The sequence below is a fragment of the Micromonospora sp. M61 genome, assembly GCF_018070245.1.
Lineage (GTDB): Bacteria > Actinomycetota > Actinomycetes > Mycobacteriales > Micromonosporaceae > Micromonospora > Micromonospora zamorensis.
Genome location: NZ_JAGPYA010000036.1, coordinates 1 through 13170, shown reverse-complemented (window position 1 = coordinate 13170; position 13170 = coordinate 1). Strand labels below are relative to the sequence as shown.

8 protein-coding genes are annotated in these 13170 nt (G+C 73.0%); 4 read left to right on the top strand and 4 right to left on the bottom strand.

What is annotated here, in order from left to right; genetic code table 11:
• Positions 1-39: 39 nt before the first annotated feature.
• From KBX34_RS20655 to pcaF, 3 genes are all read right to left on the bottom strand, one after another.
• Entirely contained in the window at positions 40-2232 is a 2193-nt protein-coding gene (locus KBX34_RS20655) for a bifunctional diguanylate cyclase/phosphodiesterase (protein WP_210926385.1), read from the bottom strand.
• A 4-nt stretch (positions 2233-2236) separates the two neighbouring features.
• Positions 2237-3049: an SAM-dependent methyltransferase gene (locus KBX34_RS20650; protein ID WP_210926383.1), complete on the bottom strand. Its 813-nt coding sequence runs from the start codon at positions 3047-3049 to the stop codon at positions 2237-2239.
• A 110-nt stretch (positions 3050-3159) separates the two neighbouring features.
• Positions 3160-4365: a 3-oxoadipyl-CoA thiolase gene (gene pcaF / locus KBX34_RS20645; RefSeq protein ID WP_210926381.1), complete on the bottom strand. Its 1206-nt coding sequence runs from the start codon at positions 4363-4365 to the stop codon at positions 3160-3162.
• A gap of 106 nt (positions 4366-4471) precedes the next feature.
• Here pcaF and KBX34_RS20640 point away from each other — a divergent pair, with 106 nt between their 5' ends.
• From KBX34_RS20640 to KBX34_RS20625, 4 genes are all read left to right on the top strand, one after another.
• Positions 4472-5437, top strand: coding sequence for a glutathione S-transferase family protein (locus KBX34_RS20640; protein WP_210926379.1), 966 nt, complete (start codon positions 4472-4474; stop codon positions 5435-5437).
• On the top strand, positions 5430-6086 hold the full coding sequence (locus tag KBX34_RS20635; RefSeq protein WP_210926377.1) for a DUF998 domain-containing protein: 657 nt from the start codon (positions 5430-5432) through the stop codon (positions 6084-6086). The genes KBX34_RS20640 and KBX34_RS20635 overlap by 8 nt, the downstream gene beginning before the upstream one ends.
• A gap of 225 nt (positions 6087-6311) precedes the next feature.
• On the top strand, positions 6312-7616 hold the full coding sequence (locus tag KBX34_RS20630) for a dicarboxylate/amino acid:cation symporter (RefSeq protein WP_185755468.1): 1305 nt from the start codon (positions 6312-6314) through the stop codon (positions 7614-7616).
• Between the two features lie 70 nt (positions 7617-7686).
• Positions 7687-8754 (top strand): NADH:flavin oxidoreductase/NADH oxidase, encoded by a 1068-nt coding sequence (locus KBX34_RS20625; RefSeq protein WP_210926375.1) that lies wholly within the window; start codon positions 7687-7689, stop codon positions 8752-8754.
• Between the two features lie 58 nt (positions 8755-8812).
• On the opposite strand, the gene KBX34_RS20620 is transcribed toward KBX34_RS20625, so the two are convergent.
• The gene (locus tag KBX34_RS20620; RefSeq protein ID WP_210926373.1) at positions 8813-12370 is read right to left on the bottom strand and encodes an ABC transporter ATP-binding protein/permease; all 3558 of its coding nucleotides are present in this window, start codon (positions 12368-12370) and stop codon (positions 8813-8815) included.
• Positions 12371-13170: the final 800 nt, after the last annotated feature.

Genomic DNA, 13170 nt, shown 5'->3' with positions numbered 1-13170 from the left:
GCCGCCATCGGTGCCGACCGAACCGTAGTGGGCCCCCGCTCACGCCGTCGCCCCGCCACGGAGCCGGGCGGTGATCGTGTCGACCGGGGCCGGGGCACCGAAGAATCGTCCCTGCCCGGTGTCGCAGCGCAGCGCCCGCAACCGTTCCGCCTGCACCTCGGTCTCCACCGCCTCGGCGGTCACCCACAGCTCCAGCGCGTGCGCCAACCGGACCAGCGCGTCGACGATCCGTTCGTCACGGTGGTCGGCGGCGACGTCGGTGCCGTCGGCGCGGATGCCCTCGACGAACGGGCCGGCGAGCTTCAGGCAGTGGATCGGCAGCCGCCGCAGGTACGCCAGGTTGGAGTATCCGGTGCCGAAATCGTCGACCGCCAGCCGGACGCCGAGCGCGGCGAGCCGGTACAGGCTGCGCAGAGGCTCGTCGGCGCTGCCCATCACGGCGCTCTCGGTCAGCTCCAGTTGAAGCAGCTCGGCCGGCAGTCCGCTGGTGTGCAGCGCGTCGGCCACCGTCTCCACGATCGCCGGGTCGTCGGCCTGCCGCGCGGCCAGGTTGACGCTGACCACCAGCCTGGCCTCGGGGAACTGCCGCCACCACCGCTCGGCGTCGTGACAGGCCTGCCGCAGCACCCACTCACCGAGCCGGACGATCAGGCCGGTCTCCTCGGCCAGGCCGATGAACCGGTCCGGCCCGATCAGGCCCAGCTCCGGATGCTCCCACCGGACCAGCGCCTCCACCGCGAGCATGCTGCCCTCCAGCAGCGACACGATCGGCTGGTAGTGCAGGACGAACTCGCCCCGGTCCAGTGCGGCGGGCAGCCCGGCCACCAACGCCGACCGGGCGATGTCCCGGGCGCTGCGCTCCGGGTCGTAGACCGCCCACCGGCCCCGGCCCGCCGCCTTCGCCCAGTACAGCGTGGTGTCCGCGGCCTTCATCAGCTCCGACGGGGAGGTCTCCGCAGCCGGGCACTGCACGATGCCCACACTGGCCGAGACGGCCAACTGGTGGTCACCGACGTGCACCGGGGACGCGACGGCGGCCAGCGCGGCCTCCGCGACGGCCACCGCGTCGTCGATGTCGTTCCCACCGTCGACGAGGATCACGAACTCGTCGCCGCCCATCCGGGCGACCAGGTGGCCGTGGTCGGCCACGCACGCGGCCAGCCTCCGGCCGATCATCACCAGCAGGCGGTCACCGAGGTCGTGACCGAGGCTGTCGTTGATCGCCTTGAAGCCGTCCAGGTCGAGGAAGCACACCCCGACTCGCCGCCCGTTGTCCGCGCCGTCGAGGACCCGCGCCAGCGTCTCGAAGAACAACGTCCGGTTGGGCAGCCCGGTCAGCGGGTCGTGCAACGCCTGGAAGCGCAGCCGCTGCTGGAGTTCGTACCGCTGGGTGATGTCCTCGATCATCGCGACGGTGAACCGGGGCCGGCCGTCGTCGTACCGGATCAGTGAGACGGCCAGATCCGTCCAGACCACGCTGCCGTCCTTGCGGTGGTAGCGCTTCTCCACCCGGGCCGCGTCATGCTTGCCCTCGATGAGCTCCTGGTACAGCTCCCACATCCCGGCGGCGTCGTCGGCGTGGAACAGTGCCGCCACGTTGGTCCCGCGCAACTCCTCCATGGAGTAGCCGAGCATGTCGGCGAAGGCCTGGTTGACGTCGATGATCCGACCGTCCACGCCGGCGATGCCGATCCCGATGGCGGCACCGGTGAAGACGGCCCGGAACCGTGCCTCGCTGTCGCGCAGCGCCTGCTCGACCTCGTCACGCGCCTGCCAGGCGGACCGGGCGATCCGTTCCTGCTGACTGAAGGTGCGGTCGCGAAGCGCGCGGGCGAACCCGGCGGCCAGCCCGCCCTGCACCGCCGCGATCCGGTCGGCGAGGTCCGCCGGCCGGTCGAGGGCACCCAGCACCCGGTCGGCGAAATCCGCACCGAGGGCGTGCAGTGTCCAGTCCAGGGCCTGCGGCTCGGTGAGGTGCGCCTCCACCAGCGCCCACCCGACCTCCTCGGCCGGGCGGGCGGAGAAGGGCTCCGCCCGCACCGCCTGCGCCAGCCGGATCGTGTGCACCAGCAGCAGCCGCTCGGTCTCGGCCGCACTGAGCGGCACGAACCCGAGGCGGCGCACCGCACGGGCCCAGTCGGCGGCGTACCCCTGGGCGTCGGCCCGGCCGGCGTCGACCCCGGCGGGGTCCCGGCCAGCACCGACCCCGGCGGGGTCCGGGACGGCGGCCACGGGATCAGCCGGCGGGCTGGTCGTACCGGGCGACGCCCCCGAAGGCGCCGAACCGCTCCGGGTGATCGTCCACGTCGGACGGTGAGTCGGGCCGCCAGAGCGGCATGTGCACCACGCCCGGTTCGAGGACCGTCCAGTCCCCGAAGAAACCGGCGACCTGGGCGCGGGAGCGCAGGGTGATCTCGGTGTCCGTCCGCGCGGAGAGACGCTGGGCGTCCAGCATCTCCTGCGGCTGGTCCTCGAATGTGGAGTGCGAGATGACCAGGAAGCTGCCCGGCGCGGCGGCTGCCCGCAGGGTGGCCAGAATCTCCTCAGGCCGGTCGCTGTCGGGGATGAAGTGCACCACCCCGGCCAGCAGGATGCCCATCGGCCGGCTGAAGTCGATCAGCCCGAGCTGCCGGGTCTCGGCGAGGATCCGCTCCGGCTCACGCAGGTCGGCGTGGATGACCCCGGTCAGCTCGTTGCCGGCGAGCAACTCCCGGCTGTGCGCGACCGCCACCGGGTCGATGTCGACATACACCACTCGGGCCTTGGGGTTCACCCCCTGGGCCACCTCGTGCACGTTGCCCACGGTGGGAATTCCGGAGCCGATGTCGAGGAACTGGTCGATGCCGGCGTCGAGCAGCACCCGGACGGCCCGGCGCAGGAACTCGCGGCCCGAACGCATGGTGGCGGCGAGATTCGGCGTCATGCTGGCGATCTGTTCGGCCAGCTGCCGGTCGATCTCGAAGTTGTGCGCCCCGCCCAGGAAATAGTCGTACACCCGGGCCGCGCTCGGCCTGGTCAGATCGATCTCGGTCGGCAGTCCGTCCGGCATCAGCGTGCTCCCCAGTTCATCGCCGCGGCGCGGGACAGCACCGGCGTCGGGGCGCGCAGCGGTCACGCGTGGGCACCGGTCGACCCGCGGGTCGTGTGGTGTGGACCACTCTAGGCGGCTGACTCCAGCAACAGGGAGATCCCTTGACCAACACCTATGCACATGGTGGCCAGAGCCCGGCGACCGTCGCGACGGCGCAACTCCAGGGCGGCGGTCAATGCCAGCCGCGCGCCGCTGGCGCCGAGCGGGTGCCCCAGCGCGATGGCCCCGCCGTTCGGGTTGACGTGCTCGGCGTCCACCGGCAGCCCCAGCTCGCGCAACACCGCCACCGACTGCGCGGCGAACGCCTCGTTCAGCTCCACCACGTCCACCGCGCTCAGCTCGACGCCGACCCGGTCGAGCAGCTTGCGGGTGGCCGGCACCGGGCCGATCCCCATGATCCGGGGCGGTACGCCGGCCGCAGCCGCCCCGCCGATCCGGGCCAGCGGAGTGAGGCCGTACCGGTGCACCGCCGCCTCGCTGGCGACCAGCAGGGCCACCGCCCCGTCGTTGACGCCCGAGGAGTTGCCGGCGGTCACCGTGCCGCCGTCGCGGAACGGGGTCGGCAGCGAGGCCAACTTCGCAAGCGTGGTCTCCCGGGGGTGCTCGTCGACCTCGACCAGCCGGGTCTCCCGGCGGCCGGCCGGCACGGACACCGCCACGATCTCCTCGGCGAACCGGCCGTCGGCCTGCGCCTTGGCCGCGCGCTGCTGCGAGCGGTACGCGAAGGCGTCCTGCTCGGCCCGGCTCACGCCGTACTCGGCGGCCACGTTCTCCGCCGTCTCCGGCATCGAGTCGACGCCCCACCCGTCGCGCATCAGCGGGTTCACCAACCGCCAGCCCAGCGTGGTGTCGTACACCTCGGCGGAGCGGGAGTACGCCGACGTGGCCTTCGGCATGACGAAGGGGGCACGGCTCATGCTCTCCACCCCGCCGGCGATCACCAGCTCCGCGTCCCCGGCGACGATGGACCGGGCGGCGGTGGCCAGGGCGTCCAGGCCCGAGCCGCAGAGCCGGTTGACGGTGCTGCCCGGCACCTCCTGCGGCAGGCCGGCCAACAGCGCCGCCATCCGGGCCACGTTGCGGTTGTCCTCGCCGGCCTGGTTGGCGCAGCCGAGCACGACGTCGTCGACCCGCGCCCAGTCCACCGACGGGTGCCGGGCGACCAACTCGCGGATCACGTGCGCGGCCAGGTCGTCGGGGCGGACGCCGGCCAGCGCGCCGGCGTACCGACCGATCGGGGTACGGACACCGGCCACCAGGTATGCCACGGTCATCGCGAGTCCTTCGGGGGTGCAGACGGCGGGGGTGGGGCACGCCCACCGGGTCGCGGGGGCTGCCGGCCGCCAGGATATCCGCGTCGGCAGCGGATAGGTTGGCGGCATGGCCCGGGCCCAGTTCAGCGCAGAGACCAGCGGCGGCGGCGCGTTCGTCCGTCAGCCCAACCGGTTCACCGGTCGGGTCACCGCCGACTCCACCTCCCCACCCGGTGGCGGGCCCGACGAGCAGGACCGTTGGCCGCTGGAGGCCGGCCGGTACCGGCTGATCTGGTGCCGCGCCTGCCCCTGGGCACACCGGGCGAGGATCGTGCGGGGCCTGCTCGGCCTGGACGACGCGATCTCGCTGGGCACCGTCGACCCGATCCGCGACGAGCGGGGATGGGCGTTCGCCCTGGACCCGGACGGCTTCGACCCGGTCCTCGGCGTCAGCTTCCTCTCCGAGGCGTACCTGGCCACCGACGCGGACTACACCGGCCGGGTGACAGTGCCGGCGCTGGTCGACACCCTGACCGGCCGGGTCGTCACCAACGACTACCCGCAGCTCACCCTCGACCTGTCCACCGAGTGGCGGTCGCTGCACGCGCCCGACGCACCGGACCTGTACCCGGTCGAACTGCGCCCCGAGATGGACGCGCTGATGGCCGAGATCCACACCGACGTCAACAACGGCGTGTACCGGTGCGGGTTCGCCACCTCGCAGGAGGCGTACGAAGAGGCATTCCGGGCACTCTTCGCCCGGCTGGACGCCTTGTCCGAACGCCTCGCCGGGCAGCGCTACCTGATGGGTGAGGCGATCACCGAGGCCGACGTGCGGCTGTTCACCACACTGGTCCGGTTCGACGCCGCTTACCACGGACACTTCAAGTGCAACCGGCAGAAGCTGACCGAGATGCCGGTGCTCTGGGCGTACGCCCGGGACCTGTTCCAGACCCCGGGCTTCGGTGAGACGGTGGACTTCGACCACATCAAGCGGCACTACTACGGCACCCACCGGGAGATCAACCCGAGCGGCATCGTGCCGCTCGGGCCTGACGACTCCGGTTGGAGCGCGCCACACGGGCGTGGCTGAGCTGGGTCGGCCCGGCACCACGACCGCGCCAAGGGCCCGCGCCGACGTCGCCCGCCGGGTCGCCGGGTCCGCCGCGGCCGGCTGCGCGCTGGCCGGGGGGGTCGCGGTGACCGTCGCCGTGGTCGCCGGTCCCGGTCCGGGGCTCACCGGGTACGTCAGCGAGGCGGGCATCGCCGGCAGTGGTCACGCCACGACGTACCGGATCGGGATCCTCGCTCTGGCCGCAGCGCTGCTGCTGGTCGGCGCGGCGCTGCCTCCCGGGGTGTGGGCGGCACCGGCCCTGCTCGCCACCAGCGCGGTCTTCACCGCCGTGTCCGGGGCCGTGACCTGCTCCGCCGGCTGCCCGCTGCCACCGTTCGAGCGGGCGACGGCGGCGGATCTGGTGCACGGCGGCACGAGCATCGCGGCGACCGCGTCGGTGGTCCTCGCCATGGTCACGCTCGCCGTGTCCGGGCCGGCGGGCCCGGTGCTCCGTCGGCTGGCCGGCCTGGCCGCCGCGGTGGCGCTGCCGCTCTGCGCCGCGGTGGGGCTGGCGATGCTCGTCCTCGGCCGGGGTGCGGTGGTGGGCGTGCTGGAACGGCTGGTCCTCGCCGTCGCGGTGCTGTGGGGCCTCTCGACCGCGACAGCCCTCGCCCTGGCCCGTCGATAGGACGGTGGGCGGGCCGGATGTAAGGAGCCTCACGCCGATCACCCCTTCCTCCGAGCGGGAATCGGCGTAACGTCGGCGAGCGATGACCAATGTCTGGGGCCTCACCGAGCGCCTGTACGTCGATCTCCGACTGCAGGCCAGCGGCGTCTGTCCGGCATAGCCGCGACACACACACGCCCACCCGCTCGGAACCAGACAATTGGACAACGTCTCATGCCTTTCGGCCTGCGCAAGATTCCCTTCTCCGTGCAGATCCTGCTCGGCCTCGTGCTCGGCGTCGCGCTGGGCTTCCTGGCCCGCGCCAACGACCTGAGCTGGCTGACCACCACCCTGCAAACCGTCGGCAGCCTCTTCATCCAGCTGCTCAAACTGGCGGTGCCGCCGCTGGTCTTCACCGCCATCGTGGTCAGCGTGGTCAGCCTGCGCGGCGTCGCGAACGCCGCCCGGCTCGCCCTCAAGACCCTGATGTGGTTCGGCATCACCGCCCTGATCGCGGTGAGCATCGGCATCGGCCTCGGCCTGCTCACCAACCCGGGCAAGGGCGTGACCCTCGACCTGGGTGGCGCGGCCCCGCCGAAGAACACCGGCTCGTGGACCGACTTCCTCACCGGCATCGTGCCCACCAACCCGGTCGGCGCGTTCGTCGAGGGCAACGTCCTCCAGATCGTCTTCCTCGCCGTCGTCGTGGGCGCCGCGGCCCTGCTGGTCGGCGAGCCCGCCGAGCCGTTCGTGGCGCTGAACCGGTCCCTGCTGGAGATCGTCCAGAAGGCGCTCTGGTGGGTCATCCGCCTCGCCCCGATCGGCACCCTCGGCCTGATCGGCAACGCCGTCGCCTCGTACGGCTGGGACCTGCTGGCCCCCCTCGCGAAGTTCACCACCGCCGTCTACGTCGGCTGCGCCATCGTGCTGTTCGTGGTCTACCCGCTGGTGCTGATCCTCGCCGGCCGCCTCAACCCGCTGCGCTTCTTCGCCGGCGCCTGGCCGGCGATCGAGCTGGCCTTCGTGTCCCGCTCCTCGGTCGGCACCATGCCGGTGACCCAGCGCTCCGTCGAGCGCCTCGGCGTCCCCCGCGAGTACGCCTCGTTCGCGGTGCCGTTCGGTGCCACCACGAAGATGGACGGTTGCGCCGCCATCTACCCGGCCCTCGCCGCGATCTTCGTGGCCCAGGTGTTCGGTGTGCAGCTCGGCGTGACCGACTACCTGCTGATCGCCTTCGTCTCGGTGGTCGGCTCGGCGGCCACCGCCGGCCTGACCGGCGCGATCGTGATGCTCACCCTGACCCTCAGCACGTTGGGTCTGCCGCTGGCCGGCGCCGGCCTGCTGCTGGCCATCGACCCGATCCTGGACATGATCCGCACCGCCACCAACGTGGCCGGGCAGGCACTCGTGCCGACAGTGGTCGCCGCCCGGGAGGGCACCCTCGACCGGGCCGCGTACGAGTCCGCCGGTCGGCGGGACCTGACCGACCCGGAGCCGGTCGCCGACCCCCGGCCGACCCGACAGGACGAGCTGAGCCCCGTACCCGCCTGATCCAGCTGACACCGACGGCGACGGGCCCCTCCCCGGAGGGGCCCGTCGCCGTCTTCGAGAGGATGACCCCATGAGTTCCCTGTTCACCCCCCTGGCCCTGCGCGCGGTCACACTGCCCAACCGGATCGCCATGGCGCCCATGTGCCAGTACTCCGCCGGCCCCGATGGCCTGCCCACCGACTGGCACCTGATCCACCTGGGCAGTCGCGCGGTCGGCGGTGCCGGTCTGATCCTGACCGAGGCGACCGCCGTGCTCCCCGAGGGCCGGATCAGCCCGCAGGACACCGGGCTGTGGTCCGGCGCGCACGTCGACGCCTGGCGACCGGTGACCGCGTTCGTCGCCGCCCACGGCGCCGTGCCGGCCGTGCAGCTCGCGCACGCCGGTTTCAAGGCCTCCACCTACCGGCCGTGGGCACCGGAACGCGGTGGCGTGCCGGACAGCGAGGGTGGCTGGACGCCCGTCGCGCCCGGCTCGGAGCCCTTCACCACCGACTACCGGACGCCGACCAGCCTCGACGAGGCCGGCATCGCCGGTGTGGTCCAGGCGTTCGCCGCGGCCGCCGAACGCGCGCTGGACGCCGGCTTCGCCGCCGTGGAGATCCACGCCGCGCACGGCTACCTGCTCAACGAGTTCCTCTCGCCGCTGACCAACCACCGCACCGACTCCTACGGCGGCGACCGGGCCGCCCGGATGCGACTCACCCTGGAGGTGGCCCGCGCGGTGCGCGCCGCGGTCGGCGAGGACGTGCCGGTGCTGACCCGGATCTCCGCCACCGACTGGGCTGAGGGCGGCTGGACGATCGAGGACAGCGTGGTGCTCGCCGGCGAGCTGGCCGGCGTCGGCGTCGACCTGGTCGACGCGTCCTCCGGTGGCGTCAGCACCGACCAGCGCATCCCGCTCGGCCCCGGCTACCAGGTGCCGTTGGCCGCGCAGATCCGCCGCGACGCCGGTGTGCCGACCGGCGCGGTGGGCCTGATCGTCGAGCCCGAGCACGCGGAGCAGATCGTCGCCAGCGGCGAGGCCGACCTGGTGCTGCTGGGCCGGGAGCTGCTGCGCGACCCGTACTGGCCGCGCCGGGCCGCCGCCAAGCTCGGCGTCGCGTACTCCGGCCCCGCCCAGTACGCCCGCGCGGCCTGATCTTCCGGGCGGTCGGGCGGCTGCCGCTGTGCGCAGCCGCCCGAGCGTCATCCCGCTCTCAGCCGGCCAGGTGTGACCAGCGACCCTCCAGGTCCTGCCAGGTCCCCTGGGCCGCCACCTGCCCGCCGAGCAGCACCACCACGTGGTCGGCCCGGACCAGCGCGGCGCGCTTCGCGGTGGAGCCGACCACTGTCACCCCGTGGTCGCGCAACGCCTGCCACAGCGCCAGCTCGGTCGTGACGTCCAGCGCCGACGACACGTCGTCGGCGACCAGCAGTTCGGTACGCGGGGCCAGCGCACGGGCCAGCGCCAACCGCTGCAACTGGCCGCCGGACAGCCGGGTGCCCTTGTGCCCGATGAGCAGACCGAGCCCACCGCCAGCGGCGGCCAGGTCGTGGTCGAGCTGTGCGGTGCTGACCGCCCCGGCCGCGTCCACCTCGTGCCCGAGCGCGATGTTGTCGGCGACAGTGCCGGACAGCACCCGAGGCAACTGGCCGACGTAACCGACCTGGTTGGGGCGCAGGAACAGCTCCGGCTCGGTGACTGGGTCACCGTTCCAGGCCAGCTCACCGGTGTGGTGCACGATCCCGGCCAGCGCCCGCAGCAACGAGGACTTGCCCGACCCCACCGGCCCGACGACCAGCACCAACTGCCCACGCTGCACGGTCAGGTCGACGTCCCGGACGGCCACCGTACCGTCGGAATGCACCACCCCGAAGCCGCGCAGGTCCAGGCGGCGCAGCGGATGCCGGGGTGGTGGCGTCGGCGCGGGCGCCGTCCCGGCGGCCAGGTCGACAGCCGAAACCCCAGCGGAGTACGCGCTCACTCCGGTCATCGCCGCCGTGCGCCGCGTCCAGACCCGCGCCGAGGGCAGCTGGGAGATCAACGACGCGGTGGTCCAGGCGAACCAGCGCGCCGCGCCCAGCGTGGAGACGGCCACCAGCACCGCCCCGGCGGAGAGCGAGCCGCTCAGGTAGAGCGCCCACGCGCCGATCGGCAACAGCCCGCTCGCCACCGACGGCGTGGAACGCGCCCACACCTGCACCGAGATCTCCCGCCGCTGCCGGTCGCTGCGCAGCACGTCCAGGCCCGCCAGGTGACGCAGCACCGCCGTGGTCGCGCCGGCGAGCTTCACCGTCCGCGCCGCGGAGAGCGCGGAGACCAGCGCCGTGGCGAAGGCGGCCCGCGCCGCCACCGTCGCCCGGGCCGCGCGTTCGAGTTTCGGCCCGAACAACGTCGCGGCCAGCCCGGAGACCACCATCGTGCCGAGGAAGAACAGCCCCGGTACGACGCTCCCGGTGACCGCCGTCATGGCGACCACCAGCACCAGCGCGACGCCTTGGTCCAGCACGTTGTCGGCGAGCTGGACCACCCGCTCGGTGTCACCGCCCTGCGCCACGACCTCCGCCGGGGTGTGCGAGCTGACCCGGCGCGCCCCGGTCTGGCCGTGCACCAGGCGCAGGCCGATGCGCAGCATCTGCCGCACCCACCACTGGGGGAACCAGACGTGGGTGTAGTACGGCAGCGGCATGGTGACCAGCAGCCCGGCCACGATCCCGACCGCCGGCAGGTACGGGTTGCCGGTCCCGTCGACCAGGTCGGCCCACAGCCAGGGCAGCACCGGGCCGTCCAGCCCCAGCAGGCTGAGCCCGAGGAACAACCCGATCGCCGCCAGCCCGTACCGGGGATCGTTGGTGCAGAGTCGGATGATCTCTCGCAGCGTCCGGGCCGGCGGCACGGGAGGCAGCGGTGGCGGGTCGGCCCGCGTCGGCCCGGCCTTCTCGACCGACTCGACCTGCCCGGCCCTCTCGACCTGCCCGGCCCTCTCGACCGGCTCGGTGGTCGGCTCGCTCGGCCAGGCGTCGGCCGGGTCGGGGCCGACCAGCAGGTCGGTGCCGGTGCCGGCGCCGGCGCGGCCGGCCGGTGCCACTGCGGCGTACGCGGCCGCGTGACTGGTCGCCAGCAGTTCGGCGAAGCGCGTCGACGTCTCCAACGGGCCGGCCTCGACCACCGCGCCGTCGGCCAGCACGACCACCTCGTCACAGCGGCGCACCGAGGAGAGTCGGTGGGCGATGACGATGCCGATCCGGTCGCGCAGCAGTCGTTCGGTAGCCCGCTGCACCCGCGCCTCGGTGACAGGATCCAGACGTGCGGTGGCCTCGTCGAGGATCACCACATGCGGGTCCCGGACCAGGATCCGGGCGAACGCCACCAGCTGCTCCTGGCCGGCGGAGAGCACGTGCCCGCCCTCCCCCAGCCGGGTCGCCAACCCGTCCGGCAACTCGGCGATCCAGCCGGCCAGGCCCAGCTCGTTCAGTGCCTGGGCCGCGGCGTCGAGCAGCTCGGGGTCGTAGAGCGCCACGTTCTCCGCGAGGGTGCCGGCCACGATCTCGGTACGTTGCGGCACCAGTGCCACCCAGCGGCGCAACTGCTCGACGTCGAGGTCACACAGGTCGGTGCCACCGAGGAAGACAGTGCCCGACGGCACGTCGACAGCCCTGGTGAGCACCTTCGCGAGCGTGGACTTGCCCGAACCGGTCCGCCCGATCAGCGCGTACGAGCGCCCACGCGCGAAGGTGAGGCTGAGCCCGCGCAGCGCGGCCCCCCGGCCACCCTCCGGGCCACTCACCTGGTATCCGAAGGTCAGGTCGCGGATGCGCAGGTCACCCTCGGTCGGGCTGGCGCCGCCGACGGGCTCCTGCCGTGCCTTGTGCAGCAACTGCACCCGGGCCCACGCGCCGAGAGCCTCCTGGATCTCCGGCACCATCCGGCTGACGTGTTCCGCGGTGGCACCGAAGGCCAGGGCGAGCAGCCAGATGGCGGTGAGCCGGGCGGCGTCGATCCGGTCGGTGGTCAACGCCCAGGCCCCGCCGAGCACCACCGCGCCGATGCCAGCCCGGATCGTCGCGGTCGCGGCGGCGGCCACCCGGGCGGACAACACCCAGACCAGGCCGCCCCGGGACAGCACGGCGGCGGCCCGCCGTGCGTACAGCCGCAGCACGTACGGGCGGGCCAGGCTGGTCCGTACGTCGTCCTGGCCGTGCACCGCCTCCTCCATCACGGCGGCCAGGTCGGACCACGCCTCCTCCTCAGCCATCCGGGCCGGGGCGATCCGCGCCGTGGGCCGGCGCAGACTGACTGCGAGCACCACAGTGAGCAGCAGCATCGCGACACCGGCCGGCCACCACACGACCAACGCCACGACCATCGACAACAGGCCGACGCACAGCCCCTGGGCGAGCCGGGTGCCCTGGTTACGGATCGCCGACGCCACCTGGTAGACGTCCCCGTCGATGCGGTCGAGCAGCTCACCCACCGGGGTGGTCTCCAGGGTGGGCAGGTCCTGCCCGAAGGCGACCCGGCAGAGCCGTCGGCGGACGTCGGCGGACCAGTCGGCGGTCAAGCCGGCCATCAGCAGGCTCACCGCGAGGTCGCTGAGCACCACGGCGACCAGCGCCGCGGCCAGCACAACGAAAAAGCCGGCCGAACGATGCACCAGCACCGCGCCGGCCAGCGCCGAGGCGCCCGCCTGACCGGCGGCGCCGAGCACGATCAGGACGGCCACGACCGTCATACGACGTGCCGAGGTGCCCCACAGATCACGGAGCAGGCGCATGGAAAGTCCTCCGGATGTGGGGTGGCGGAGACTTCAGCCTGCCGGCGCCTGCGCGTAGATTCAACCGAATTTCCGGCCCTGAGCAGGGCGTCAGTCATCGCCAACCTCATGATCGACTGGGCTTCATTGAAGTCGGGGTGTCGGCCTGTCGCGGATGCCGCGGTTTCCGTGAAGTCGAGTGGATCATGCCCGCATGGGGGTGGTGCGTGCCCGATGGGTCCCAAGCGCGCGGCACCCGGGCCGGCGGGACGGTGCGGCCCCGGCCTGCTCGGGCACCGGTCGGCTGATGCGAGGTTTGTCCGGTCTGAGGGGTTAAAGCGAGAGCGCCGATGGCCGCGGTACGAGGTTCGGGGCGTTTGGCCTGTGACCGGTCGCACCGGTGGGTCGGAATGATGGCCCGGGCGGGGTCGTTACACACTCTGACGATCGCAGGACCATCGGTTAACCGCCCCGCCCACCGAGGTTGGAACAGCTGGTAGCGGGGTTGGAATGCCGACCCGGTCCGCATCGTTGAAGCCTCCCCCAGCACCCGCGCCCCATCGGGTGCGACGGGATGGCCCGCCCCCCGGAATGACCCCGGGCCCCCGGTCGTTGCAGTCCCCACGAGCGACCACCCGAGCACCGCTTCACACGAGCGGACGTCGGCGGGTGGGCCCACCGGGGAATGACCCCCGACCCCCGGTCGTTACACATGGACCCGGCGCCCGAGCCCTCCGGCTCGCAGGCCGCCGACCCGGCCCCCGCAAGCCCCCCCGCTTGGCGGTGCCGATCTCCCTAAGACTTTTTTCCTTTGTTTGATG

Bases quoted from the DNA above. Each gene is read 5' to 3' on its own strand.
- KBX34_RS20650 (WP_210926383.1), bottom strand. From the start codon at position 3,049: ATGCCGGACGGACTGCCGACCGAGATCGATCTGACCAGGCCGAGCGCG.
- pcaF (WP_210926381.1), bottom strand. From the start codon at position 4,365: ATGACCGTGGCATACCTGGTGGCCGGTGTCCGTACCCCGATCGGTCGG.
- KBX34_RS20640 (WP_210926379.1), top strand. From the start codon at position 4,472: ATGGCCCGGGCCCAGTTCAGCGCAGAGACCAGCGGCGGCGGCGCGTTC.
- KBX34_RS20625 (WP_210926375.1), top strand. From the start codon at position 7,687: ATGAGTTCCCTGTTCACCCCCCTGGCCCTGCGCGCGGTCACACTGCCC.
- KBX34_RS20620 (WP_210926373.1), bottom strand. From the start codon at position 12,370: ATGCGCCTGCTCCGTGATCTGTGGGGCACCTCGGCACGTCGTATGACG.